The 24,410-nt window shown below is 59.3% G+C and carries 24 protein-coding genes; 11 read left to right on the top strand and 13 right to left on the bottom strand.

Translation table 11 applies throughout. The annotated features are described in order from the left end of the window. Positions 1-61 precede the first annotated feature (61 nt). On the top strand, positions 62-502 hold the full coding sequence (locus tag AC1MEW_RS01365; protein WP_149416955.1) for a YkgJ family cysteine cluster protein: 441 nt from the start codon (positions 62-64) through the stop codon (positions 500-502). Positions 503-693: 191 nt separating this feature from the next. Here AC1MEW_RS01365 and typA read toward each other — a convergent pair whose 3' ends face one another. Both typA and thiI read right to left on the bottom strand, forming a co-directional pair. Beyond that, positions 694-2,514: a translational GTPase TypA gene (gene typA, locus AC1MEW_RS01370; protein ID WP_177088724.1), complete on the bottom strand. Its 1,821-nt coding sequence runs from the start codon at positions 2,512-2,514 to the stop codon at positions 694-696. A 139-nt stretch (positions 2,515-2,653) separates the two neighbouring features. Continuing rightward, on the bottom strand, positions 2,654-4,108 hold the full coding sequence (gene thiI / locus AC1MEW_RS01375) for a tRNA uracil 4-sulfurtransferase ThiI (protein ID WP_201199855.1): 1,455 nt from the start codon (positions 4,106-4,108) through the stop codon (positions 2,654-2,656). A gap of 330 nt (positions 4,109-4,438) precedes the next feature. On the opposite strand from thiI, the gene glnA reads away from it, so the two are divergent. From glnA to ntrC, 5 genes are all read left to right on the top strand, one after another. Further along, positions 4,439-5,845, top strand: coding sequence for a glutamate--ammonia ligase (gene glnA, locus AC1MEW_RS01380; protein ID WP_123402596.1), 1,407 nt, complete (start codon positions 4,439-4,441; stop codon positions 5,843-5,845). Between the two features lie 299 nt (positions 5,846-6,144). Next, the gene (locus AC1MEW_RS01385) at positions 6,145-6,654 is read left to right on the top strand and encodes a DUF4124 domain-containing protein (RefSeq protein ID WP_201199854.1); all 510 of its coding nucleotides are present in this window, start codon (positions 6,145-6,147) and stop codon (positions 6,652-6,654) included. Then, on the top strand, positions 6,651-7,271 hold the full coding sequence (locus AC1MEW_RS01390; protein ID WP_322270266.1) for a DUF4124 domain-containing protein: 621 nt from the start codon (positions 6,651-6,653) through the stop codon (positions 7,269-7,271). Before AC1MEW_RS01385 ends, AC1MEW_RS01390 begins: the two co-directional genes overlap by 4 nt. Positions 7,272-7,766: 495 nt before the next feature. After that, the gene (glnL, locus tag AC1MEW_RS01395; RefSeq protein ID WP_201199850.1) at positions 7,767-8,852 is read left to right on the top strand and encodes a nitrogen regulation protein NR(II); all 1,086 of its coding nucleotides are present in this window, start codon (positions 7,767-7,769) and stop codon (positions 8,850-8,852) included. Next, a complete protein-coding gene (gene ntrC, locus AC1MEW_RS01400; protein WP_059406417.1) occupies positions 8,849-10,285 on the top strand; it encodes a nitrogen regulation protein NR(I) in 1,437 nt (478 codons plus the stop codon). The genes glnL and ntrC overlap by 4 nt, the downstream gene beginning before the upstream one ends. 554 nt (positions 10,286-10,839) lie before the next feature. Here ntrC and AC1MEW_RS01405 read toward each other — a convergent pair. Continuing rightward, positions 10,840-11,280: a hypothetical protein gene (locus tag AC1MEW_RS01405; protein WP_322270263.1), complete on the bottom strand. Its 441-nt coding sequence runs from the start codon at positions 11,278-11,280 to the stop codon at positions 10,840-10,842. Between AC1MEW_RS01405 and AC1MEW_RS01410 the strand changes: the two genes are divergently transcribed. After that, positions 11,279-11,734, top strand: coding sequence for a tRNA (cytidine(34)-2'-O)-methyltransferase (locus AC1MEW_RS01410; protein ID WP_007949025.1), 456 nt, complete (start codon positions 11,279-11,281; stop codon positions 11,732-11,734). The two genes, AC1MEW_RS01405 and AC1MEW_RS01410, sit on opposite strands and share 2 nt — an antisense overlap. A gap of 129 nt (positions 11,735-11,863) precedes the next feature. Here the strand turns inward: AC1MEW_RS01410 and secB are convergent, their stop codons facing one another. From secB to AC1MEW_RS01425, 3 genes are read right to left on the bottom strand one after another with little or no spacing between them, the layout of a single operon-like run. Next, the gene (secB, locus tag AC1MEW_RS01415) at positions 11,864-12,355 is read right to left on the bottom strand and encodes a protein-export chaperone SecB (RefSeq protein ID WP_027922165.1); all 492 of its coding nucleotides are present in this window, start codon (positions 12,353-12,355) and stop codon (positions 11,864-11,866) included. Positions 12,356-12,411: 56 nt separating this feature from the next. After that, positions 12,412-12,666, bottom strand: coding sequence for a glutaredoxin 3 (grxC, locus tag AC1MEW_RS01420; protein WP_010464569.1), 255 nt, complete (start codon positions 12,664-12,666; stop codon positions 12,412-12,414). Position 12,667: 1 nt separating this feature from the next. Beyond that, on the bottom strand, positions 12,668-13,081 hold the full coding sequence (locus AC1MEW_RS01425) for a rhodanese-like domain-containing protein (protein WP_201199846.1): 414 nt from the start codon (positions 13,079-13,081) through the stop codon (positions 12,668-12,670). A 153-nt stretch (positions 13,082-13,234) separates the two neighbouring features. Between AC1MEW_RS01425 and gpmI the strand changes: the two genes are divergently transcribed. The 4 genes from gpmI (at position 13,235) to AC1MEW_RS01445 (ending at position 18,438) form a co-directional block, all read left to right on the top strand. Next, complete coding sequence (gpmI, locus tag AC1MEW_RS01430; RefSeq protein ID WP_201199845.1) at positions 13,235-14,764, top strand: 2,3-bisphosphoglycerate-independent phosphoglycerate mutase; 1,530 nt, start codon at positions 13,235-13,237, stop codon at positions 14,762-14,764. A gap of 228 nt (positions 14,765-14,992) precedes the next feature. Continuing rightward, positions 14,993-16,288, top strand: coding sequence for a murein hydrolase activator EnvC family protein (locus AC1MEW_RS01435; protein WP_201199844.1), 1,296 nt, complete (start codon positions 14,993-14,995; stop codon positions 16,286-16,288). A gap of 34 nt (positions 16,289-16,322) precedes the next feature. Next, positions 16,323-17,660 (top strand): S41 family peptidase, encoded by a 1,338-nt coding sequence (locus AC1MEW_RS01440; RefSeq protein ID WP_201199843.1) that lies wholly within the window; start codon positions 16,323-16,325, stop codon positions 17,658-17,660. Between the two features lies 1 nt (position 17,661). Then, on the top strand, positions 17,662-18,438 hold the full coding sequence (locus AC1MEW_RS01445) for a divergent polysaccharide deacetylase family protein (protein ID WP_322270253.1): 777 nt from the start codon (positions 17,662-17,664) through the stop codon (positions 18,436-18,438). A gap of 56 nt (positions 18,439-18,494) precedes the next feature. On the opposite strand, the gene AC1MEW_RS01450 is transcribed toward AC1MEW_RS01445, so the two are convergent. From AC1MEW_RS01450 to AC1MEW_RS01480, 7 genes are all read right to left on the bottom strand, one after another. Continuing rightward, entirely contained in the window at positions 18,495-19,250 is a 756-nt protein-coding gene (locus AC1MEW_RS01450) for a substrate-binding periplasmic protein (protein WP_201199841.1), read from the bottom strand. Between the two features lie 72 nt (positions 19,251-19,322). Continuing rightward, positions 19,323-20,093, bottom strand: a complete 771-nt coding sequence (gene hisF / locus AC1MEW_RS01455; RefSeq protein ID WP_007949037.1) for an imidazole glycerol phosphate synthase subunit HisF — start codon at positions 20,091-20,093, stop codon at positions 19,323-19,325. 9 nt (positions 20,094-20,102) lie between these two features. Continuing rightward, entirely contained in the window at positions 20,103-20,840 is a 738-nt protein-coding gene (gene hisA, locus AC1MEW_RS01460; protein WP_201199840.1) for a 1-(5-phosphoribosyl)-5-[(5-phosphoribosylamino)methylideneamino]imidazole-4-carboxamide isomerase, read from the bottom strand. Between the two features lie 42 nt (positions 20,841-20,882). Beyond that, positions 20,883-21,140, bottom strand: a complete 258-nt coding sequence (locus AC1MEW_RS01465; RefSeq protein ID WP_095167374.1) for a DUF2164 domain-containing protein — start codon at positions 21,138-21,140, stop codon at positions 20,883-20,885. After that, positions 21,141-21,779 (bottom strand): imidazole glycerol phosphate synthase subunit HisH, encoded by a 639-nt coding sequence (gene hisH, locus AC1MEW_RS01470; protein ID WP_480425222.1) that lies wholly within the window; start codon positions 21,777-21,779, stop codon positions 21,141-21,143. Then, complete coding sequence (hisB, locus tag AC1MEW_RS01475; protein ID WP_003218037.1) at positions 21,779-22,372, bottom strand: imidazoleglycerol-phosphate dehydratase HisB; 594 nt, start codon at positions 22,370-22,372, stop codon at positions 21,779-21,781. The genes hisH and hisB overlap by 1 nt, the downstream gene beginning before the upstream one ends. 309 nt (positions 22,373-22,681) lie before the next feature. Further along, positions 22,682-24,346, bottom strand: a complete 1,665-nt coding sequence (locus tag AC1MEW_RS01480) for an OFA family MFS transporter (protein WP_201199838.1) — start codon at positions 24,344-24,346, stop codon at positions 22,682-22,684. Positions 24,347-24,410 lie beyond the last annotated feature (64 nt).

Raw genomic sequence — 24,410 nt, forward strand, 5'->3', positions numbered from 1 at the left:
TCAAAAATCCACCAGTCCCGGTATGATCGCGCGCCCTGATGCACGCTGGTAACAACCGATGATGAAGTCCAACCTGATCGCCGCCGCGGAGATCGACCGCCTCGATACCTGGGCCAAGTACTCTGCCCCGATGTGCGGCTCCTGCGTGTCCAGCTGCTGCACCTTGCCGGTTGAGGTCAAGATCAAGGATCTGATCCGTATCGGCATCGTCGACGAGTTCGAGCGCGGCGAACCGGCGAAGAACATCGCCAAGCGTTTGCAGAAGGAAGGGATCGTCGAGCGTTACAACCAGAAGTCCGAGATCTTCACCCTCCAGCGCATGAGCAACAACGATTGCCTGTACCTGGATCGTAAGAGCCGTCTGTGCACTATTTATGAAAAGCGCCCGGATACTTGCCGCAACCACCCGAAAATCGGCCCGCGGCCGGGGTATTGCGCTTACAAGCCTAAAGAAGTGGCGCGTGAGACCAGCAGTAGCCGTCGTACGCTCGAGAAGTTCTGATCCGGAATCTCGCCGTCTGACCGATTGCTTTCGCGGGCAAGCCTCGCTCCTACAAGGGAAACGCTAAACCTGTAGGAGCGAGGCTTGCCCGCGAAGGGGCCAGGTGAAACACCGCACAAACCCCAGACAAACAAAAACGCCCCCGACCTTGCGGTCGGGGGCGTTTTTTTAAGCCTTAACTAAGTCGAAACTCAGTTGCCGCTTTTCTTGGCAGCGCGGGTACGCTCGCTTTCGCCCAGGATCTTCTTACGAAGACGGATGGACTTAGGAGTGACTTCGCACAATTCGTCTTCTTGAACGAATTCCAGAGCTTGTTCCAGGGTGAAACGGATAGGCGGAACCAGAGCGATGGTTTCGTCTTTACCCGAGGCACGCATGTTGTCGAGCTTCTTGCCTTTGGTTGGGTTGACGCCCAGATCGTTGTCGCGGCTGTTGATGCCGACGATTTGACCTTCGTACACGTCTTCGCCGTGACCCAGGAACAGTTTGCCGCGAGCCTGCAGGGTTTCCAGCGAGTAAGTCAGAGCCTTACCGGTAGCAACCGAAACCAGCACGCCGTTCTGACGGCCGGACATGTCGCCGGACTTCATCACGTCGTAACGGTCGAAGATCGAGGTCAGGATGCCTGCACCGGAGGTCAGGGTCAGGAACTCGTTACGGAAACCGATCAAGCCACGAGCCGGGATGTTGTACTCAAGGCGCACACGGCCCTTGCCATCCGGAACCATGTTGGTCAGATCGCCTTTACGGATACCGATCTGTTCCATGATCGAACCTTGCGATTCTTCTGGCAGGTCGATGGTCACGTTTTCGTACGGTTCGTGCTTGACGCCGTCAACCATACGGATGATCACTTCCGGACGACCAACACCCATTTCGAAGCCTTCGCGACGCATGGTTTCGATCAGTACCGAGAGGTGCAGCTCACCACGGCCGGAGACTTTGAACTTGTCGGCGGTGTCGCCTTCTTCAACGCGCAGGGCAACGTTGTAGAGCAGTTCTTTGTCCAGACGCTCTTTGATGTTACGGCTGGTGACGAACTTGCCTTCACGGCCGCAGAACGGCGAGTCGTTAACCTGGAAGGTCATCGAAACGGTTGGTTCGTCAACGGTCAGCGGCTTCATCGCTTCAACGTTCTGTGGGTCGCACAGGGTGTCGGAGATGAACAGCTGGTCGAAGCCGCTGATGCAGACGATGTCGCCGGCAGCTGCTTCTTCAACGTCGATGCGGTGCAGACCGTGGTGACCCATCAGCTTCAGGATACGGCCGTTACGGCGTTTGCCATCAGCATCGATAGCCACAACCGGGGTGTTCGGCTTGACGCGACCACGAGCGATACGGCCAACGCCGATAATGCCCAGGAAGCTGTTGTAGTCCAGTGCCGAGATTTGCATCTGGAACGGACCGTCACGGTCAACTTTCGGTGCTGGTACGTTGTCGACGATCGACTGGTACAGCGGGGTCATGTCTTCAGCCATGTCGGTGTGTTCCAGACCGGCAATGCCGTTCAGGGCCGAGGCGTAGACAACTTTGAAGTCCAGCTGTTCTTCGGTAGCACCGAGGTTGTCGAACAGGTCGAAGATCTGGTCCAGAACCCAGTCCGGACGTGCGCCTGGACGGTCAACCTTGTTGATAACCACGATTGGACGCAGGCCGGCTTCGAAAGCCTTCTTGGTCACGAAACGGGTTTGCGGCATAGGGCCGTCTTGAGCGTCAACCAGCAGCAGAACGGAGTCAACCATCGACATTACGCGTTCAACTTCGCCGCCGAAGTCGGCGTGGCCCGGGGTGTCCACGATGTTGATGTGGTAGCCGTTCCAGTTGATGGCGGTGTTTTTCGCCAGAATGGTAATACCGCGCTCTTTCTCCTGGTCGTTGGAGTCCATCACGCGCTCGTCGTTGAGCTCGTTGCGCTCCAGGGTGCCGGATTGACGCAAGAGTTTGTCTACCAGGGTGGTTTTACCATGGTCAACGTGAGCAATGATGGCGATGTTGCGTAGATTTTCGATCACTTGTGTATCTCGATCAGAGGATTCGGTGTGCTGACAAGTCTTGGCAGCGATTAACAGTAGAGTCCGGCAAAGCCGTTACAGCTTGACGGCGGCGTCGGGGGGCCGGTGACGCAGGCCACAGGCAAACAGCCCCGGGCACTTAGCTCGGTCGATAAACGCGCACATTGGCATGCCCCTCACTGAGCAAATGGTGGGCATGCAGGCGACTCATCACGCCTTTGTCGCAATACAGCAGGTACTGGCGAGTAGGGTCCAGTTCCTTGAAACGAGCGTTCAATGCATAAAACGGCATCGTCTGTACCTCAATGCCAGCCAGTTCCAGCGGCTCGTCTTCAGCGGCATCCGGGTGACGGATGTCGATGATGATCTGGCCCGCCAGAGCTTCGCTGACTTCTTCGATCTGCAAGTCCTGGCCCAATTCGTCGATCACGCGATCGATCGGTACCAGTTTGGCGTTCTCGAGCGCACGCTCAAGGACTGCCATGTCGAACTGTTGTTCTTCGTACTCCACGCGGTTGCGCTTGGCGTGGGTCTTTGGGTTCACCGAGATGACCCCGCAGTATTCCGGCATGTGCTTGGCGAAGTCGGCAGTGCCGATTTCGGTGGCCAGGTCGATGATGTCCTGCTTGTGACTGGCGATCAGCGGGCGCAAGACCAGCTTCTCGGTCACGCAGTCGATCAACGACAGGTTCGGCAGCGTCTGGCTCGAAACCTGGGAGATCGCTTCACCGGTCACCAGCGCATCGATGTCCAGCCGGTCGGCAATCTTCGATGCAGCGCGCAACATCATACGCTTCAAAACTACGCCCATATGACTGTTATCGACTTTCCCGAGAATTTCTCCCAGTACTTCCTCGAACGGCACACTGACAAATAACACGCGTTGGGAGCTGCCGTACTTCTTCCAGATGAAGTGCGCGACTTCCATAACGCCCAGTTCATGGGCTCGTCCGCCCAGATTAAAGAAGCAGAAATGGCTCATCAGGCCACGGCGCATGATCTGGTAGGCGGCGACTGTCGAGTCAAAGCCGCCGGACATCAGCACGAGCGTCTGCTCCAGCGCTCCCAGCGGATAACCGCCGATACTGTTGTGCTGGCTGTGGATCACGTACAACCGTTGGTCGCGAATTTCGATGCGAACTTCGATTTCCGGCTCTTTCAGGGAAATCCCGGCGGCACCGCACTGACGACGCAGTTGGCTGCCGACGTATTTTTCCACGTCCATGGACGAGAACGTGTGGTGCCCGCCGCGCTTGCAGCGCACCGAAAAGATCTTCCCGGCCAACGCATCGCCATAGTGCTGCTTGCACTTGGCAACGATGTCGTCGAAGTCACCCAACGGGTATTCGTCGACCTGCAGGAAATGCGCGATGCCCGGCATGCAGCTCAGGCGCTCGGTCATCTCCTTCAGGGCTTTGGGCTCGCTGACGCGGGTTTCCAGCTCGAGGTTGTCCCACACGCCGTTCACCACCACAGCCGGGTCCAGATCACGGAGCACAGCACGGATGTTTTTGGCCAACTGGCGGATGAAACGCATCCGTACCGGGCGGCTCTTGATGGTGATCTCGGGAAAGACTTTTACGATTAGTTTCATGAAAACAGCGCGCGCTGGGCCAGCCGAAAAAGGGGGGCGCGGATTATAGCGGAAATTGCTCAAGGTTTAACCAGTTAATATGCAGAAGGTTTCGAGCGCACCAAAACAGGTCATTTATGGAATTAGACGCTACATTACAGGGCGGTAATTTCAGCTTTGCGGCGCAATAAGCCTCTATAAGCGTGATATTGGGGCAAAAAACCCATGGTGGGGCACTGGCATGCAATTTGCTCCCTTGTGAGGCAGGTTGCCATGGCAGAGTATTCGCGCCGGCATCACCCACATTCTAAGGGCATCCACTACTAAGCCCGAAGCCACCCGGAGGACACTATGTCGAAGTCGGTTCAACTCATCAAAGATCATGACGTCAAGTGGATTGATCTGCGCTTCACGGACACCAAAGGCACTCAGCACCACGTGACCATGCCGGCTCGCGACGCGCTGGATGATGCTTTCTTCGAAGAAGGCAAAATGTTCGACGGTTCCTCCATTGCTGGCTGGAAAGGCATCGAAGCCTCCGACATGATTCTGATGCCGGACGACAGCACTGCCGTTCTCGACCCGTTCACCGAAGAGCCAACCCTGATCCTGGTTTGCGACGTGATCGAGCCTTCGACCATGCAAGGCTACGACCGTGACCCACGTGCGATCGCCAAGCGTGCCGAGGAATACCTGAAGTCGACTGGTATCGGCGACACCGTATTCGTAGGTCCGGAGCCAGAGTTCTTCATCTTCGACCAGGTGAAGTTCAAGTCCGACATCTCCGGTTCGATGTTCAAAATCTACTCCGAACAAGGTTCGTGGATGTCCGACCAGGACGTGGAAGGCGGCAACCGCGGCCACCGTCCAGGCGTCAAGGGTGGTTACTTCCCGGTTCCGCCATTCGACCACGACCACGAAATCCGTACCTCCATGTGCAACGCCATGGAAGAGATGGGCCTGACCATCGAAGTTCACCACCACGAAGTGGCGACTGCCGGCCAGAACGAAATCGGCGTGAAGTTCAACACCCTGGTTGCCAAGGCTGACGAAGTTCAAACCCTGAAGTACTGCGTACACAACGTTGCTGATGCATACGGCCGCACCGCGACCTTCATGCCTAAGCCTCTGTACGGCGACAACGGTTCGGGTATGCACGTTCACCTGTCCATCGCTAAAGATGGCAAGAACACCTTCGCTGGCGAAGGCTATGCCGGCCTGTCCGATACCGCCCTGTACTTCATCGGCGGCATCATCAAGCACGGTAAGGCCCTGAACGGCTTCACCAACCCGTCGACCAACTCCTACAAGCGTCTGGTCCCAGGTTTCGAAGCTCCGGTAATGCTGGCCTACTCGGCTCGCAACCGTTCCGCTTCGATCCGTATTCCTTACGTGTCCAGCCCTCGCGCTCGCCGTATCGAAGCTCGCTTCCCGGATCCAGCAGCTAACCCGTACCTGGGCTTCGCTGCACTGTTGATGGCTGGCCTGGACGGCATCCAGAACAAGATCCACCCTGGCGACGCAGCTGACAAAAACCTGTACGACCTGCCGCCTGAAGAGGCGAAAGAGATCCCACAAGTTTGCGGCAGCCTGAAAGAAGCCCTGGAAGAGCTGGACAAAGGTCGCGCGTTCCTGACCAAAGGCGGCGTGTTCTCCGATGACTTCATCGACGCTTACATCGCTCTGAAAAGCGAAGAAGAAATCAAGGTCCGCACCTTCGTACACCCACTGGAATATGAGCTGTACTACAGCTGCTGATCCGGTAGCGCCTGCGCAAGCGGCGTGACAAAAAGAGGCCTCCTTCGGGAGGCCTTTTTTGTGCCCACGATTTAACGACTGACGACGACCCTATGTGGGAGCGGGCTTGCTCGCGAAAGCGGTGTGTCAGTCAACATCATTGCTATATGACACGCCGCCTTCGCGAGCAAGCCCGCTCCCACAGGGGGTTTGTGGCGCTTGGAGGATTTTGGTAAATCATGCCCAAATGTTAACCACTAGGGACAACCGCCACCCGTGACCTATGCTGCAATCCAACACCTTCGCTTGCGGTCAATCTTATGGGTCGTGGTTTTCTACTGATGTTGCTGTTGATCGCCCTGCCCGCCGCAGCGCAGATCTATAAGTACACCGACGCCGCCGGCAACACTGCATACAGCAATCAGCCGCCCGATGGCGTCAAAGCGCAGCCGGTTGAGTTGCCGCCGCTCAACAGCGTCGCACCCTCGGCGCCTACCGCTCCTCCTGCCGAAGCCACCAGCCGTGAACAATCCCGCAGCGCCTACGAGGTGCTTGAACTCACCGGCCTGCCCACCGAGGAAGCCCTGCGCGCCAACAACGGCACCTTCACCGTCAGCGTGCTGATCAAGCCACGCCTGCAAGGCCCGCATCTGTTCAGGCTGTTGCTGGACAACCAGCCTTACGGTCAACCGAGCAACGTGCCAATCCTGCAACTGGTGAACATAGATCGTGGCGAACACAGCCTCGCGGTACAGGTGATCAGTGGCGAAAACCTCGTGCAGCAAAGTCCAAGCGTGACCTTCACCGTGCAACGGGTGCATAAACCTTGAGGTGCTGGCTGCTGGTCGCCTGCCTGCTCGCCCTGCCGGCGACGGCGGACGTTTATACCTACGTCGACGCCCAGGGCAATCGGGTCTTTACCGACCAGCCACGCCCCGGCAACGCCAAGCGGGTGCCGCTGGCCACCAGCAATCGCATGCCCGCCAATCCGACCGGTGCCGCGCCGCTGGTTGCTGCGACCAAACCCGAAGAAAAACCGCTGTTCCACTACGACATGCTCCGCGTGCTGGTGCCGGAACCGGACGCGACGATCCGTAGCAACGCCGGCGAATTGATCGTCAGCGTTACCAGCGAACCCGGACTGCAACGCGGCCACCGCTACCGTTTGTTACTCGACGGCCAGCCCACAGCAGAGCCAGGCCTCAGCCCGGTGTTCGCTTTGAGCAATATCGACCGCGGCAGTCATAACCTGTCGGTGGAAATCCTCGACGAACAGGGTCGCACCGTTGAGCGCACAGCCAATCAGCCGTTCAACATGCTCCGCACCTCTCTGGCGCAGAAGCGCCAGGTCAAGCCCTGCACCCTCACCGACTACGGCCAACGGCCGGAATGCCCGCTCAAAGACAAACCTCCCGAAGAGAAAAACCCCTTCCTGAAGTTCTTCTAACCTCGTTCAGCTTTGCGCACTATATTGGTGCAAACGGTTGCACCGTTCCCACTTGCAAACCCATTTTGGTTCGAAAGTACCCGCGAAAGCTGGCAGAACGCCACGCGATCGAGCGTTAAACGCCCGTTTCAGGCCTTAAACGCTTCTTTTCGGAGCTTTGGTTTGGTTTTTGCATTTTCCCCGCATCAGCGCTTAGTTCTTGCGCGCGCCCTGCTCCAAAAGAGGGAGTAGGGCGTGCTCACCGTAAATGGCGATCGCGCAAAGCCCCACGAGACGCAAGGCTAGGCACGAGGAGAGAAGTTTGGTTGCTTCAAATGAACGACAAGTAACGAAGAATTGCGTCTCGTGGGGCTTTGCCCTACGGGTTGGTGCTGTGATCGCGCCATGCTGCGTTGTAGGACTTGAAAAGGGAACGCCATTCTCTGCGTCCTACGCCTTGCCTGGCGCGATCACAGCGCCAACGCGATTCGCCATTTACGGTGAGCACGCCCTACTATGACCATTAGCGACGCACTGCATCGACTGCTACTCGACAACCTGACCACCGCGACCATCCTGCTCGACGCTGAACTGCGCCTTGAGTACATGAACCCGGCGGCTGAGATGCTGCTGGCCATCAGCGGCCAGCGTAGCCATGGGCAGTTCATCAGTGAGTTGTTCACCGAATCCACCGAGGCGTTGAACTCCTTGCGCCAAGCCGTCGAGCAGGCGCACCCGTTTACCAAGCGCGAAGCGATGCTCACCGCGCTCACCGGCCAAACCCTGACCGTCGACTACGCGGTGACGCCGATCCTGAGTAACGGCGACACGATGCTGCTGCTGGAAGTCCACCCGCGTGACCGCTTGCTGCGGATCACCAAGGAGGAGGCGCAGCTGTCCAAGCAGGAAACCAGCAAGATGCTGGTACGCGGCCTCGCTCACGAAATAAAAAACCCGCTGGGCGGGATTCGCGGCGCCGCGCAATTGCTCGCCCGCCAGCTGCCGGAAGAAAGCCTGCGCGATTACACCAACGTCATCATCGAAGAAGCCGACCGCCTGCGAAACCTGGTGGACCGGATGCTCGGCTCGAACAAACTGCCGTCGCTGGCCATGTGCAACGTCCACGAAGTGCTGGAACGCGTCAGTCAGTTGGTGGAAGCCGAAAGCCAGGGCTGCATCACCTTGGTGCGTGACTACGACCCGAGCATTCCCGACGTATTGATCGACCGCGAACAAATGATTCAGGCCGTTCTGAACATCGTGCGCAACGCCATGCAGGCCATCAGCAGCCAGAACGAGCTGCGCCTGGGCCGCATCAGCCTGCGCACCCGCACCATGCGCCAGTTCACCATCGGCCATGTGCGCCATCGCCTGGTGACCAAGATCGAGATCATCGACAACGGCCCGGGCATTCCTGCGGATTTGCAGGAAACCATCTTCTTTCCCATGGTCAGCGGCCGCCCGGACGGTACCGGGCTGGGCCTGGCCATTACCCAGAACATCATCAGCCAGCACCAGGGCTTGATCGAGTGTGACAGCCACCCAGGCCACACCACTTTCTCGATCTTTCTGCCACTGGAACAAGGAGCCACATCGACATGAGCCGTAGTGAAACCGTGTGGATCGTCGATGACGACCGTTCTATCCGTTGGGTCCTGGAAAAAGCCTTGCAGCAAGAAGGCATGACCACGCAAAGCTTCGACAGCGCCGATGGCGTGATGAGCCGCCTGGCGCGCCAGCAGCCAGACGTGATCATCTCCGACATCCGCATGCCGGGTGCCAGCGGCCTGGACCTTCTGGCGCGGATTCGCGAACAACACCCACGGCTGCCGGTCATCATCATGACCGCCCACTCCGACCTGGACAGCGCTGTCGCCTCCTATCAGGGTGGCGCGTTCGAATACCTGCCCAAGCCGTTCGATGTCGATGAAGCGGTGTCCCTGGTCAAGCGCGCCAATCAGCACGCTCAGGAACAGCAAGGCCTGGAAGTCCCGGTCGCCCTGACCCGCACCCCGGAAATCATCGGTGAAGCGCCGGCGATGCAGGAAGTGTTTCGCGCCATCGGGCGCTTGAGCCACTCCAACATCACCGTGTTGATCAACGGCGAATCCGGTACCGGTAAAGAACTGGTGGCCCACGCCCTACACCGTCACAGCCCCCGGGCGGCGTCGCCGTTCATTGCGTTGAACATGGCGGCGATTCCTAAAGATCTGATGGAATCCGAACTGTTCGGCCATGAGAAAGGCGCGTTCACCGGCGCGGCCAATCTGCGGCGCGGGCGTTTCGAACAGGCTGACGGCGGCACGTTGTTCCTCGATGAAATCGGCGACATGCCGGCGGACACCCAGACCCGTTTGCTGCGGGTGTTGGCGGACGGCGAGTTCTACCGCGTCGGCGGTCATACGCCGGTGAAGGTCGATGTGCGGATCATCGCTGCGACCCACCAGAATCTGGAAACCCTGGTGCACGCCGGGAAATTCCGTGAGGACTTGTTCCACCGTCTCAACGTGATCCGCATTCATATCCCACGGCTGTCGGACCGTCGCGAAGACATCCCGACCCTGGCCAAGCACTTCCTCAGCCGCGCCGCGCAAGAACTGGCGGTGGAGCCGAAGCTGCTGAAAAGCGAGACCGAGGAATACCTGAAGAACCTGCCGTGGGGCGGCAACGTGCGTCAGCTGGAGAACACCTGCCGCTGGATTACGGTGATGGCTTCGGGTCGCGAAGTGCATATCAGTGACCTGCCGCCAGAACTGCTGAACCTGCCGCAGGATTCGGCACCGGTGACCAACTGGGAGCAGGCGCTGCGTCAGTGGGCCGACCAGGCGTTGGCTCGCGGTCAGTCCAGCCTGCTCGACAGTGCTGTGCCGGCCTTCGAGCGGATCATGATCGAAACCGCCCTCAAACACACCGCCGGCCGCCGCCGTGATGCTGCGGTTTTGCTGGGTTGGGGGCGTAATACCCTGACGCGCAAGATCAAGGAATTGGGGATGAAGGTTGATGGCGGGGATGATGATGAGGGGGATGAGGGTTAAGCAGCCTTTAAATCATCGCTGACTGTTAGACCCAATCGCGAGCAAGCTCGCTCCCACAGTGGATTTTCAGGGTATTCGCGATTGCGTGAACACCAACGAACCCTGTGGGAGCGAGCTTGCTCGCGATGCTTTTAGGGCCTTAGTGCACCGCCGCAATGCACCGTGAACCGCAATCGAGCACGGCAATCGATCCAAAACCCCACCAGCAACTGCAATAAAAACTACTCAGAAAAAACGACAAAGCCCCGTATACGGGGCTTTCAGCGTCTCTTGACGACTTTCTGTATCAACTTGTTAAAACCTGGCACGCCCCCTGCAATAGTCCATTCAGTGATTCAGTTCACTACCCAGTTTCGGGGACCTTGGTACAGGCAGGCCGGGGATTCCCCTCTTTACACCGGGCTCACACCGCACAAGCGACGAGCCCACCCCGTTTTGGGGCCCTTGATACAGGCAGGTCAGGGGTTCCTTCTTTACACCGGGACTTACGCCGCAAAGCGCGAGTCCCTGCCGTTTTGGGAACCTTGGTACAGGCAGGCCGGGGATTCCCTCTTTTATTGCTCTCGGAGATGGATCTCCAGCCGCCAGCGGTCATCGACCTCGCTACCGGCCCACTCGCCCAGCAGTGGCCGGGCCGCCACCACCGTCAGCAACAACCCCCCATCACTCGAACGCACGCGCCAGTTCACGTCTTTGCCGTTGAGCTTGAGCTGACCTTTCTGCACCTTGCCTTCAGCCTCGAACAGCAACGCAAGACTGCCGTCGACGATCTCGCCGTGGGACTTGGGTTCGTTGTTGAACCACACCACCAGCCCGTCGCTCGTCACGTCGACCTGCTGCAATTGGCTGGGGTCAGGCGTGGTCAGGCGACCAATCATCAGGCCGACCATCACCCCGACAATCGCCAGCGAACCGATGACCCGCGGGAATAGTTTCGAACGGTTGTCCACGGGCGGCGTAGAATGCCGCTCATCTTTACCTTCGGAGCCGTGCATGTTTCACGTCATCCTTTTCCAACCAGAAATTCCGCCGAATACCGGCAACGTTATCAGGCTGTGCGCCAACAGTGGCTGCCACCTGCATTTGATCGAGCCGCTGGGCTTCGAGATGGACGACAAGCGCCTGCGCCGGGCCGGCCTCGATTACCACGAGTACGCCACCCTGCAACGCCATGCCGACCTCGCCAGTTGCCTGGAAAGCCTCGGTCATCCACGGCTGTTCGCCTTCACCACCAAGGGCTCGCGGCCGTTTCACGACGCCAGCTTCGCCGAGGGCGATGCGTTCCTGTTCGGCCCGGAAAGCCGTGGCTTGCCAGCCGAAGTGCTCGACGCCCTGCCCGGCGAACAACGCCTGCGCCTGCCGATGCGCGAAGGCTGCCGCAGCCTGAACCTGTCGAACACCGTGGCCGTCGCGGTGTATGAAGGCTGGCGTCAGCTCGGTTTCAAGTAACACACATAACAAATGTGGGAGCGGGCTTGCTCGCGAAGAGGCCATAACATTCAACATCATCGTTGACTGTTACACCGCTTTCGCGAGCAAGCCCGCTCCCACATTGGACTTGCGTTGACTCAGGACCGTTTACTGAACGGTCGGAGTCTCGCCAGCCGCCTGCATGCGTTGCAGTTCTTGTGCGTACAGTGCGTCGAAGTTCACCGGGGCCAGCATCAGGGCCGGGAACGAACCGCGGGTCACCAGGCTGTCCAGGGTTTCGCGAGCGTACGGGAACAGGATGTTCGGACAGAACGCACCCAGGGTGTGGCTCATCGAAGCGTCGTCCAGATTCTTGATCAGGAAGATCCCGGCCTGTTGCACTTCAGCGATAAACGCCACTTCGCCGTTTTCACCGTTTTTCACGGTCACGGACAAAGTCAGCACGACTTCGTGGAAGTCGCCTTCCAAGGCCTTTTGACGGGTGTTCAGATCCAGACCGACGCTCGGTTCCCACTGCTGGCGGAAGATCGCCGGGCTTTTCGGGGCTTCGAAGGACAAGTCACGTACGTAGATGCGCTGCAAGGAGAATTGCGGTGCGGTTTCTTCTTCGCTAGCTGCAGTGTTCTGTTGGTCAGTCATCTCAGATCCTTTCTGATCTTTGGTCTTTTAGGGTTTGCTGTTCTTGGGTGCTTAAGTCAGGCCTTGAGCATGGCGTCGAGCTTGCCGGCGCGCTCAAGGGCAAACAAATCATCACAACCGCCAATGTGGCGCTCGCCGATCCAGATCTGCGGCACGGACGTACGCCCGGCCTTCTGAGCCATGGCGGCGCGCACCTGCGGCTTGCCATCGACCTTGATCTCTTCGAAGGCCACGCCTTTGTTCTCGAGCAGGTACTTGGCTCGCGAGCAGTAAGGGCAGTAATCGCTGGAGTAGACGACGACGTTGCTCATATCACTTCACCAGCGGCAGGTTGTCGCCTTTCCAGCTGGAAATCCCGCCGGACAGCTTGGCGGCGGTGAAGCCGGCTTTCAAGAGTTCGCGAGCGTGAGTGCCGGCAGTCTGGCCTTGGGCATCAACCAGGATGATGGTCTTGGCCTTGTGCTTTTCAAGTTCGCCGATGCGAGCGGTGAGTTTGTCGTGAGGAATGTTCAACGCGCCAACGATGTGGCCAGCGGCGAAATCCTTGGTCGAACGAATGTCGATCACCACGCCTGCGTCCTTGTTGACCAGCCCGGTCAGCTCGCCGGTGCTCAGGCTGCGGCCGCCGCCTTTCATCTCATGGGCGATCAGCAGAGCCAGCAGAACAACGAAAATACCGGCCAGCAAATAGTGGGTGGTGGCAAATGCAATCAGGTGATCAAGCATTTAAGGTGGTTCCAGGGCGTTAAAAGTGGGCCAGTATACACAGCCCCTATGGTGGGCCAAACCCCGTCCGGCGGTGACGCGGTCGGAACTTCGCTTTAAACTGCCACTCCCTTTTCCATCGCCCTCTTTTTAACTCAGCCACGAGTGGAATCCATGACTACCACGCCTAAACCTTTGGTCCTGATCATTCTCGATGGCTTCGGTCACAGTGAGAGCCACGAAGCCAACGCCGTGTACTCGGCCAAGAAGCCTGTCCTGGACCGTCTGACCGCTACCGTACCGAACGGTTTGATCTCGGGCAGTGGCATGGACGTCGGCTTGCCCGACGGCCAAATGGGTAATTCCGAGGTCGGCCACATGAACCTCGGTGCCGGCCGTGTGGTGTATCAGGACTTCACCCGCGTGACCAAATCGATCCGCGACGGTGAATTCTTCGAGAACCCGACCATTTGTGCCGCCGTGGATAAAGCCGTGGCTGCCGGCAAAGCCGTGCACTTCATGGGCCTGCTGTCCGATGGCGGCGTTCATAGCCACCAGGATCACTTGGTCGCCATGGCCGAACTGGCCTTCAAGCGCGGCGCCGAAAAAATCTACCTGCACGCCTTCCTCGACGGTCGCGACACACCGCCGAAAAGCGCCCAGTCGTCCATCGAACTGCTCGACGCAGCGTTCCAGGCCCTGGGTAAAGGCCGGATCGCCAGCATCATCGGCCGTTATTTCGCCATGGACCGCGACAACCGCTGGGATCGCGTCTCCCAGGCCTACAACCTGATTGTCGACGGCAATGGCGAATTCAACGCCGCCACCGCCCAGGAAGGTCTGCAAGCGGCTTACGAACGCGGCGAGAGCGACGAATTCGTCAAAGCCACTTCCATCGGCGAGCCGGTGAAAGTCGAAGACGGTGACGCCGTGGTGTTCATGAACTTCCGCGCCGACCGTGCCCGTGAACTAACCCGCGTGTTTGTCGAAGACGGTTTCAAGGAATTCGAACGGGCTCGCCAGCCGAAACTGGCCGGTTTCGTCATGCTGACCCAATACGCCGCCAGCATTCCTGCGCCTTCGGCCTTCGCCGCCGGCAGCCTGGAAAACGTGCTGGGCGACTACCTGGCGAAAAACGGCAAGACCCAACTGCGCATCGCCGAAACCGAGAAGTACGCCCACGTGACCTTCTTCTTCTCGGGCGGTCGTGAAGAACCGTTCCCGGGCGAAGAACGCATCCTGATCCCGTCGCCAAAAGTCGCCACCTATGACTTGCAGCCAGAGATGAGCGCCCCGGAAGTCACCGATCGCATCGTCGATGCCATCGAAAACCAGCGTTTTGATGTGATCGTGGTCAACTACGCCAACGGCGACATGGTCGGCCACAGCGGCGTGTTCGACGCGGCAGTCAAAGCCGTTGAATGCCTGGACCTGTGCGTCGGCCGCATCGTCGATGCCCTGGAAAAGGTGGGTGGCGAAGCGCTGATCACTGCCGACCACGGCAACTGCGAGAAAATGTCCGACGAAGAAACCCACCAGGCCCACACCGCTCACACCACCGAGCCGGTGCCGTTCATCTATGTCGGCAAGCGTGACTTCAAGGTTCGCCATGGCGGCGTGCTGGCGGACGTGGCGCCGACCATGCTGATGTTGATGGGCCTTGAGAAACCGAAAGAGATGACGGGTACTTCGATTCTGGTGTAATCGGTCTATCAAACACCGAAATACCCTGTGGGAGCGGGCTTGCTCGCGAAAGCGGTATGTCAGTCGACATCAATGTTGAATGACATACCGCTTTCGCGAGCAAGCCCGCTCCCACATTGGTTTTGGGTGTTTTTCAGGCCAGTTATCACACAGTCCGAAATGGGCATTTTTTTTGCGGCGCTTGCCGGGCATACTAGGCCGTCCCTTTCCCTGGTATCACCCGCCTCTATGCTTCGCGTCCTGATAGCCCTCGCTCTGACTTGCCTGCTCCAACCGGCCTTTGCTGACGAGCGCGCGCAAACCCAACAACAGTTGGACGCTACGCGTCAGGACATTGCCGAGCTGAAAAAACTGCTGGGCAAGCTGCAGGAAGAAAAATCCGGTGTGCAAAAGGACCTCAAAGGCACCGAGACCGAGATGGGCAAGCTCGAGAAGCAGGTCGACGCGCTGCAAAAAGAGCTGAAGAAAAGCGAATCCGAGCTACAGCGACTCGATGGTGAGAAAAAAAAACTCCAGAGCGCGCGCATTGAACAGCAACGACTGATCGCCATTCAGGCCCGAGCGGCCTACCAAAACGGTCGTCAGGAGTACCTCAAGCTGCTGCTCAACCAGCAAAACCCGGAAAAATTTGCCCGCACCCTCACTTATTACGACTACCTGAGCCAGGCCCGCCTGGAGCAGCTGAAGAATTTCAACGAAACCCTGCGCCAACTGGCCAACGTCGAAAAAGACATTTCCATGCAGCAGGCGCAGTTGCTGGTACAGAAAAGCAGCCTCGACAGCCAGCGTGACGAACTCGACAAGGTCCGCCAGGAACGCCAAAAAGTCCTGGCCAAGCTCAATGACGACGTAAAGGCTCGCGATCAGAAGCTCGCCACTCGCGAGCAGGATCAGGCAGACCTGTCTAAAGTCCTTAAAACCATCGAAGAAACCTTGGCCCGCCAGGCCCGTGAGGCAGAAGAAGCGCGACAAAAAGCGCTGATCGCCCAGCAGGAAGCCGAAAAAAAGCGTTTACGTGAGGCTCAGGCTCAGGCAGATGCCACCACCGATGCCCCACGCAAACCCGCTAAATCGACACCCGGCGCGCTGGTTTCAAGTTCTGGCGAGACCTTTGGCGGCGCATTTGCTTCAGCCCGCGGCAAACTTCCATGGCCAGTTGATGGTCGACTGTTGGCACGCTTCGGCGAAAGCCGCGGCGACGATGCCCGGACCAAGTGGGACGGCGTAATGATCAGCGCCTCCGCCGGCAGCCAGGTGCATGCCGTGCACGGTGGCCGCGTGGTGTTTGCCGACTGGTTGCGCGGTGCCGGGCTGCTGGTGATTCTGGACCACGGCAACGGTTTTTTGAGTCTTTACGGTCACAACCAGACGCTGCTCAAGTCTGCGGGTGACGTGGTTAAAGCCGGTGAGTCCATCTCCACTGTCGGTAACAGTGGCGGGCAGGACACACCAGCGCTGTATTTTGCAATTCGTCAGCAGGGTCACCCGAGTGATCCAGCGCAATGGTGCCACGCGCAAGGATAGGCGTTGAGTCACCTACATTAGGAGTTCGTTCGACATGCTGCATTTGTCCCGCCTTACCTCGCTGGCCCTGACGATCGCCCTGGTGATCGGCGCGCCTCTGGCGTTTGCCGCTCAGCCTGCCCCGGTAGCGGCGCCAGCTCCTGCACCTGCGGGCACGGCTGCGACCACCAAGGCGCCATTGCCGCTGGAAGAGTTGCGCACCTTTGCCGAGGTCATGGACCGGATCAAGGCTGCCTATGTCGAACCGGTAGACGACAAGACCCTGCTGGAAAATGCCATCAAGGGCATGCTCAGCAACCTCGATCCGCACTCCGCCTACCTGGGCCCGGAAGACTTCGCTGAACTGCAGGAAAGCACCAGCGGCGAATTCGGCGGCCTGGGCATCGAAGTCGGCGCCGAAGACGGTTTCATCAAAGTGGTTTCGCCAATCGATGACACCCCGGCTTCCAAAGCGGGCATCCAGGCCGGCGACTTTATCGTCAAGATCAACGGCGCCCCGACTCGCGGCCAGAGCATGACCGAGGCCGTGGACAAGATGCGCGGCAAGCTCGGCCAGAAGATCACCCTGACCCTGGTTCGCGATGGCGGTACGCCGTTCGACGTGACCCTGGTCCGCGCCACCATTCAAGTGAAGAGCGTCAAGGCTCAGCTGCTGGATTCGGGCTACGGCTACATCCGCATCACCCAGTTCCAGGTCAAGACCGGCGAAGAGGTTTCCAAGGCCCTGGCCAAGTTGCGCAAGGACAACGGCAAGAAGCTCAACGGCATCGTCCTCGACCTGCGTAACAACCCGGGCGGCGTGCTGCAAGCGGCGGTTGAAGTGGTCGATCACTTCATCACCAAGGGCCTGATCGTCTACACCAAGGGCCGCATCGCCAACTCTGAACTGCGCTTCTCTGCCACCGGCAAAGACGAAAGCGAAGCCGTGCCAATGGTCGTGCTGATCAACGGCGGCAGCGCCTCGGCGTCGGAAATCGTCGCCGGTGCCTTGCAGGATCAGAAACGCGCAGTGCTGATGGGCACCACCAGTTTCGGCAAAGGCTCGGTACAAACCGTGCTGCCGCTGAACAACGACCGCGCCCTGAAGATCACCACCGCACTGTACTTCACGCCGAATGGTCGCTCGATCCAGGCCCAGGGCATCGTGCCGGACATCGAAGTGCGCAAGGCCAAGATCACCAACGAGCAGGATGGCGATTACTTCAAGGAAGCCGATCTGCAAGGTCACTTGGGCAATGGCAACGGCGGCGCCGACAAACCGACCGGTTCCGGCAGCAAAACCAAAGCCAAAGCCATGCCGCAGGATGACGACTACCAACTGGCCCAGGCCCTGAGCCTGCTCAAAGGGCTGAGCATCACCTCCGGCCGCTGAGATGCGCCTGCGGTTTTTCCTCGTCCTGTTGTGCTGTCTGGCGGGTGCTGCTCACGCAGATCCCGCCAAGTCATCGCCTCACAAGGCTTACCTGACACTGATCATCGATGACCTGGGGCAAAACCTGCCCCGGGATCGTCGCGTGCTCGCCCTGCCCGGCCCGGTGACCACGGCGATCATGCCCGACACACCCCATGCCGCCGAATTCGCCCGCGAAGCCCATCGTGCCGGCAAGATCGTCATCCTGCATATGCCCATGGACCCGGCCACCGGCCCGTTCGCCTGGCATCCTGACCTTCCCCTCGAAGAGCTGGAAAAACGCCTCGACGCCGCGTTCAAGGCTGTGCCCTATACCGCCGGCATCAACAATCACATGGGCAGTCGCATGACCGCTCAGCAACCGGCCATGGCCTGGCTGATGGCGGAGCTGCAGCGTCGGCACAAGTTCTTCGTCGACAGCCGAACCAGCGCGCAGACGGTTGCAGCGGCCGAGGCCCAGAAGATTGGATTGGCCAGCGTTTCGCGGGATGTGTTTCTCGATGATGAGCGCACAGAAGCCGCGATCTTCACTCAGTTACAGACTGCGATCAGCCTCGCGCACAAGCAGGGTTCGGCGGTGATGATCGGGCACCCATATCCGCAGACGCTGGCGGTGCTGGAGCGGGAGTTGCCGAAGCTGAAGGCTCAGGGCATCGACTGGATTGATATCAAGTTGATGATCAGCGTGCGCAGCAATAAGGCGATGGCTGGGCATGGAAAGGATGGGGTGTACCGGTAATCTGCCACGCCTCGCTCCCACAGGGTTTTGTGTGGAGCCCGGTTTGTTGATGGGTCCTAGAGATACTTCGCCATGATCTCGTCCACCACACCTTCTTTGCGCAACTGATCCAGCGCCGCTTGGAGCTTGGCAACGGTTTCGTCCGGCACATCCTTGTTCAGCGCCAGGTACAACTCGGCGCTGTTGAACCGCAGCACAGTCTTAAGCCCCGTCACGCCGTCCTGTCGAGCCAGGTACCGCCCCGCCGGATCGCCTGTGGCCCACAGATCAATCTGGCCGTTGACCAGCTTCTTGGCGTTGTCCTGATCCCGCAGCACCACAATCGGCTTCAGCCCTTGCTTGGCCAACGTCTCGGCAATCGCATCACCCTTGTAGGCGCCGATCTTGTACTTACGCGCCTGTTCCAACGTTTCGAGGGTGATTTTGCTGTCTGCCTTGGCCAGCATGATCCAGTCGTCCGGACCGATAGGGCCGACCCATTTGAAGAGCTTCTCGCGGTCCGGCAGCCGCGCCATCACGAATACGCCGTAACCGGGTTTTTCGAGGGCGATCTTGTAGATTCGCTCCCAAGGGAAACGTAGCGTCAGGCTGTAGGTGATGTTGGCGCGCTTGAACATCTCGCGGACGATGTCCACGGCGATGCCATTGATGTTCTCGTCTTGAGCAAAGTTTTTGCCATTCATCGCCATGTTGTACGGCGGGAAGTTTTCGGTCAGCAGCACCAGGTCGGTGGCAGGACTTTCTTCAGCGTGGGCTGCATTGATGAGCAATACAGAGGCGCTGGCGAGGACGAGAAGAAGACGTTTGAGCATGTCGGGCTACCGGAATCCATGGCGTGCCCAAGAGTGCCTTGAGCCCGCCATGCTGTCCACTGGCCTGTATGTTTAGCGCATCACGATTCCGCGATGAGCCATGTAGGCCTTGGCTTCCTGCACAGTGTATTCGCCGAAGTGGAAAATACTCGCCGCCAGCACCGCACTGGCGTGGCCTTCGAGGATGCCGTCGGCCAGATGCTGCAAGTTGCCGACGCCGCCGGAGGCGATCACCGGAATACCCAGCGCATCGCTGATCGCGCGGGTGACACCCAGGTCGAAGCCGTTTTTCATGCCGTCCTGGTCCATGCTGGTCAGCAGGATTTCACCGGCACCCAGGCCTTCCATCTTCTTCGCCCATTCAACGGCGTCGAGACCGGTCGGTTTGCGGCCGCCGTGGGTGAAGATTTCCCAGCGCGGGGTTTCGCCCGGCAGTGAAACCTTCTTCGCGTCGATGGCGACGACGATGCACTGCGAGCCGAAATGCTGCGCGGCTTCGCCGACGAACTCCGGGTTGAACACCGCGGCGGTGTTGATCGAAACCTTGTCCGCGCCGGCATTCAGCAAGTTGCGAATGTCCTGCACGGTGCGCACGCCACCGCCGACGGTCAGCGGGATAAACACCTGGCTGGCCATGCGCTCGACGGTATGCAGCGTGGTGTCGCGGCCATCGACGCTGGCGGTGATGTCGAGAAAGGTAATCTCGTCGGCACCCTGCTCGTCGTAGCGGCGGGCGATTTCCACCGGGTCACCGGCGTCGCGGATGTTCTCGAACTTGACGCCCTTGACCACCCGGCCGTTGTCCACGTCCAGGCAAGGGATGATGCGTTTGGCCAGCGCCATGGTCAGTCCTCAGCCTTTGTACGAATCGCAGAAAGCTTGCGCTTCAGCGACGTCGAGGGTGCCTTCGTAGATCGCCCGGCCGGTGATCGCGCCGATGATGCCTGGCGCCTTGGCGTCGAGCAGCGACTTGATGTCACCGAGGTTGTGAATACCGCCGGACGCGATCACAGGAATACGCGTGGCAGCGGCCAGCGCCGCGGTGTACGAAACGTTGCAGCCCTGCATCATGCCGTCTTTGGCGATGTCGGTATAAACGATCGCGGACACGCCATCAGCTTCGAATTGCTTGGCCAGGTCGATGACCTGAATGGTGCTGATTTCGGCCCAGCCGTCGGTGGCGACGAAACCGTCTTTCGCATCCAGACCAACAATCACTTTGCCCGGGAACGCGCGGCAGGCTTCGGCAACGAAGGCCGGGTCTTTCACGGCTTTGGTGCCGATGATCACGTAGCTCACGCCCGCTTTCACGTAGTGCTCGATGGTTTCCAGGGAACGGATACCGCCGCCGATCTGGATCGGCAGGTTCGGGTAGCGCTTGGCGATCGCGGTGACCACTTCGCCATTGACCGGCTGGCCTTCGAAGGCGCCGTTCAGGTCGACCAGATGCAGACGGCGGCAACCACCCTCCACCCACTTGGCAGCCATGCTCACCGGGTCATCGGAGAACACCGTGGAATCTTCCATGCGGCCCTGGCGCAGACGAACACAGGCACCGTCTTTGAGATCGATAGCGGGAATAATCAGCATCTGGCAAACCTTCAAATTCGATTGTTCAGCTTCGCTCGAAAATCAGTTTTTCTCGAGCGCCCACAGGTCGCTTTCGATGCTTTCGAACCTTTCTTTAAGGTGCGTCTGCACATCGAAAATCGCCCTGTTGTAATAGTGCGGCGCAATTTCGCGGGTAAACAGCTCAAGGATTTCCCCCGCTTCGAACGAACCCAGGTCCAGTTCGAAACGATCCTCCATGAACCGCTTGATCTTGTGATTGGCCTCGTTCTCCTGTTCGGGAGTGAGGGTCAGGATCGGCGGCTTCTTCTTGACGGCCATTTACCAGCGACCATCCCACGCGGCGAAGTTCTGCAGCAATTGCAGGCCATGGGTATGGCTCTTCTCCGGGTGGAACTGCACGGCGAAACGCGAGCCATCGGCCAGCGCCGCAGCGAAATCGACACCATAGTGACCGCCACCCACCACTTGCCGCGCATTGCCGGCAGCGATGTAGTAGCTGTGCACGAAGTAGAAACGCGCCAGGTCCGGAATGTTGTGCCACAGCGGGTGATCCACCGTCTGCTTCACTTCGTTCCAGCCCATGTGCGGGACTTTCAGGTGTTCGCCGTCTTCATGCAGGTCTTTGCCGAAGAACTTCACCGCGCCCGGGAACAGGCCGATGCAGTCAACGCCGTCGTTCTCTTCGCTGGTGTCGAGCAAGGCTTGCATGCCGACGCAGATGCCGAGGAACGGACGGTCCTGGCTGACTTCACGCACCAGCGAGTCGAAGCCCAGGCGACGGATCTCCGCCATGCAGTCGCGAATCGCGCCGACGCCGGGGAATACCACCCGGTCGGCTTCGCGAATCACATCGGCATCGCTAGTGATCAAGACCTTGCCGGCACCAACGTGCTCGAGGGCCTTGGCCACCGAATGCAGGTTGCCCATGCCGTAATCGATAACCGCGACCGTCTGCATTACAGAACGCCTTTGGTCGATGGCATCTGACCGGCCATGCGGTCATCCAGCTCTACAGCCATGCGCAGGGCGCGGCCGAAAGCCTTGAACACGGTTTCGATCTGGTGGTGAGTGTTGGTGCCACGCAGGTTGTCGATGTGCAAGCTGACGAGGGCATGGTTGACGAAGCCCTGGAAGAATTCCTGGAACAGGTCTACGTCGAAACCGCCGACGGTGGCGCGGGTGTAGGGAACATGCATCTGCAGGCCAGGACGGCCGGAGAAGTCGATCACCACGCGCGACAGCGCTTCATCGAGCGGTACGTAGGCGTGGCCGTAGCGACGGATGCCTTTTTTGTCGCCGATGGCTTTGGCAAAGGCCTGACCCAGGGTGATACCGACGTCTTCCACCGTGTGGTGGTCGTCGATATGCAGGTCGCCCTTGCTGACAATATCCAGGTCGATCAGCCCGTGACGGGCGATCTGGTCGAGCATGTGCTCAAGAAAAGGTACACCGATATCAAATCGGGCCTTTCCGGTGCCATCCAGGTTGATCGAGGCTTTGATCTGGGTTTCCAGAGTGTCGCGCTCGACAGACGCCTTACGTTCGGCCATCACCAGCTCCGCAAAATCATTGGGCGAAAAAGGCAGCCATTATAGGGGCGCGGGCGCCAAACAGAAACACGATACGTGATATCCCTGACGGACAGACCCCCGTGCTGTCGGGGATAGACATGTCCGTACAACCATTTTGCAGAACACACAAAACAAATGTGGGAGCGGGCTTGCTCGCGAAAGCGGTGTGCCAGGCAACATAGATGTCGACTGACACTCCCTCTTCGCGAGCAAGCCCGCTCCCACAGGGTTCGATGCTATGCAGGGCTGACCTGGGCCTCTCAGGCTCAGGCCAGCCCGGACAACATCTTAGTGGAACAGTACTGCTGTTTTCTGCAGGGTCACCCAAACACCCCACGCCAACGGAATACCCACCACCAACCACGCAGCAATCGCCAACGGCTTGCTGCCCGGCGCGGCCTTCCACTCCAGCACAGTGCTGCTGTCAGCACCCTTGTCGTGGCCCAGCGCCTGTTCGGCAGCCAGTTGCGCGTCGGTCATAAAGTACTTGTCGGCCACCGGGCGAACCAGCAGGTTGCACAGGAACCCCAGCACCAGCAGGCCCGCGAGGATGTACAGCGTGATGTCGTAAGCGGCAGCGCGTTCAACGCCGATGCTCAGCTGATATTCACGCAGGTAGTTCACCAACACCGGCCCCAGCACGCCCGCCGCCGCCCACGCGGTCAGCAGACGACCGTGGATCGCGCCGACCATTTGCGTACCGAACAGGTCCGCGAGGTAGGCCGGAACAGTCGCAAAACCACCGCCGTACATCGACAGGATGATGCAGAACGCCGCTACGAACAGCGCAACGTTACCCAGGTGACCAAGGTTCGGGATCAGTGCGTACAGGGCAAAGCCCAGGGCGAAGAACACGAAATAGGTGTTTTTGCGGCCCAGGTAGTCGGAGAACGATGCCCAGAAGAACCGGCCACCGATGTTAAACAGGCTCAGCAACCCCGTGAAACCGGCCGCAATGGCCGCGATGGAAGCCAGTTGCCCGGCGTCCAACTGACCGAATGGCAGGTCAACACCGATCAATTTACCGCCAAACACTTCCTGCAACAGCGGCGAAGCCATGCCGAGAATGCCGATACCGGCGGACACGTTCAGGCACAGCACCAGCCACACCAGACGGAATTGCGGGGTTTTCCACGCCACGTTCACGTGGACATGACGATGAGTGATCATCGCGTTCGCCACTTTTTTCGCCGGAGCCGTCCAGCCTTCAGGCTTCCAGCCGGTTGGCGGAACGCGGTAGGACAGTGCGCCACCGATCATGAACACGAAGTAGATCGCGGCCATCACCAGGAAGCTCTGCCATACGCCCACGCCAGTTGGCGAAGCAAAATGGCTCATCAATGCCGCAGCCAGCGGAGCACCAACCATCGCGCCGCCACCGAAGCCCATGATCGCCATGCCCGTCGCCATGCCGCGCTTGTCCGGGAACCACTTGATCAGGGTCGAGACCGGCGAAATGTAACCCAGGCCCAGGCCGATACCGCCAATGACCCCGGAGCCGATCCACATCAGCCAGATCTGGTGGGTATAAATCCCCAGCGCCGAAATCAGCAAACCGCCGCACCAGCACAGTGCCGATACAACACCAGCCTTGCGTGGCCCGGCATGTTCCAGCCAGCCACCCCAGATCGCTGCCGAGCAGCCGAGGAAGATGAAGAACAGGGTGTAGATCCAGCCGAGCATCGAGATCGGCCAGTCGCATTGAGATGAGAAAACTTGCGAGATGAAGCTCATGTCCGGCGCGCAAGCGACTGGAGCGGTCACGCCCAGGGCTTTGGACAGCGGCAACCAGAACACCGAGAAGCCGTAGGCCATGCCGATGCAAAGGTGGATGGCCAAAGCGGCCGGTGGTACCAGCCAACGGTTGAAACCGGGCTTGGCGATGATGCGTTCCTTGGACAGGAACGCGGGCTGGCCGGCCTTGAGGCCGTCCGCCGTTATGCTCGTGCTCATTCTGTATCCCCCAATTATTAGTATGGTTCGCCAGCCACTCTTCACCCACAGCCTTTATGCACGC

The organism is Pseudomonas sp. ASL4, from assembly GCF_056680395.1.

Bases quoted from the DNA above. Each gene is read 5' to 3' on its own strand.
- AC1MEW_RS01365 (WP_149416955.1), top strand. From the start codon at position 62: ATGAAGTCCAACCTGATCGCCGCCGCGGAGATCGACCGCCTCGATACC.
- thiI (WP_201199855.1), bottom strand. From the start codon at position 4,108: ATGAAACTAATCGTAAAAGTCTTTCCCGAGATCACCATCAAGAGCCGC.
- glnA (WP_123402596.1), top strand. From the start codon at position 4,439: ATGTCGAAGTCGGTTCAACTCATCAAAGATCATGACGTCAAGTGGATT.
- AC1MEW_RS01385 (WP_201199854.1), top strand. From the start codon at position 6,145: ATGGGTCGTGGTTTTCTACTGATGTTGCTGTTGATCGCCCTGCCCGCC.
- glnL (WP_201199850.1), top strand. From the start codon at position 7,767: ATGACCATTAGCGACGCACTGCATCGACTGCTACTCGACAACCTGACC.
- ntrC (WP_059406417.1), top strand. From the start codon at position 8,849: ATGAGCCGTAGTGAAACCGTGTGGATCGTCGATGACGACCGTTCTATC.
- AC1MEW_RS01410 (WP_007949025.1), top strand. From the start codon at position 11,279: ATGTTTCACGTCATCCTTTTCCAACCAGAAATTCCGCCGAATACCGGC.
- AC1MEW_RS01405 (WP_322270263.1), bottom strand. From the start codon at position 11,280: ATGCACGGCTCCGAAGGTAAAGATGAGCGGCATTCTACGCCGCCCGTG.
- secB (WP_027922165.1), bottom strand. From the start codon at position 12,355: ATGACTGACCAACAGAACACTGCAGCTAGCGAAGAAGAAACCGCACCG.
- grxC (WP_010464569.1), bottom strand. From the start codon at position 12,666: ATGAGCAACGTCGTCGTCTACTCCAGCGATTACTGCCCTTACTGCTCG.
- AC1MEW_RS01425 (WP_201199846.1), bottom strand. From the start codon at position 13,081: ATGCTTGATCACCTGATTGCATTTGCCACCACCCACTATTTGCTGGCC.
- gpmI (WP_201199845.1), top strand. From the start codon at position 13,235: ATGACTACCACGCCTAAACCTTTGGTCCTGATCATTCTCGATGGCTTC.
- AC1MEW_RS01435 (WP_201199844.1), top strand. From the start codon at position 14,993: ATGCTTCGCGTCCTGATAGCCCTCGCTCTGACTTGCCTGCTCCAACCG.
- AC1MEW_RS01440 (WP_201199843.1), top strand. From the start codon at position 16,323: ATGCTGCATTTGTCCCGCCTTACCTCGCTGGCCCTGACGATCGCCCTG.
- AC1MEW_RS01445 (WP_322270253.1), top strand. From the start codon at position 17,662: ATGCGCCTGCGGTTTTTCCTCGTCCTGTTGTGCTGTCTGGCGGGTGCT.
- AC1MEW_RS01450 (WP_201199841.1), bottom strand. From the start codon at position 19,250: ATGCTCAAACGTCTTCTTCTCGTCCTCGCCAGCGCCTCTGTATTGCTC.
- hisF (WP_007949037.1), bottom strand. From the start codon at position 20,093: ATGGCGCTGGCCAAACGCATCATCCCTTGCCTGGACGTGGACAACGGC.
- hisA (WP_201199840.1), bottom strand. From the start codon at position 20,840: ATGCTGATTATTCCCGCTATCGATCTCAAAGACGGTGCCTGTGTTCGT.
- AC1MEW_RS01465 (WP_095167374.1), bottom strand. From the start codon at position 21,140: ATGGCCGTCAAGAAGAAGCCGCCGATCCTGACCCTCACTCCCGAACAG.
- hisH (WP_480425222.1), bottom strand. From the start codon at position 21,779: ATGCAGACGGTCGCGGTTATCGATTACGGCATGGGCAACCTGCATTCG.
- hisB (WP_003218037.1), bottom strand. From the start codon at position 22,372: ATGGCCGAACGTAAGGCGTCTGTCGAGCGCGACACTCTGGAAACCCAG.
- AC1MEW_RS01480 (WP_201199838.1), bottom strand. From the start codon at position 24,346: ATGAGCACGAGCATAACGGCGGACGGCCTCAAGGCCGGCCAGCCCGCG.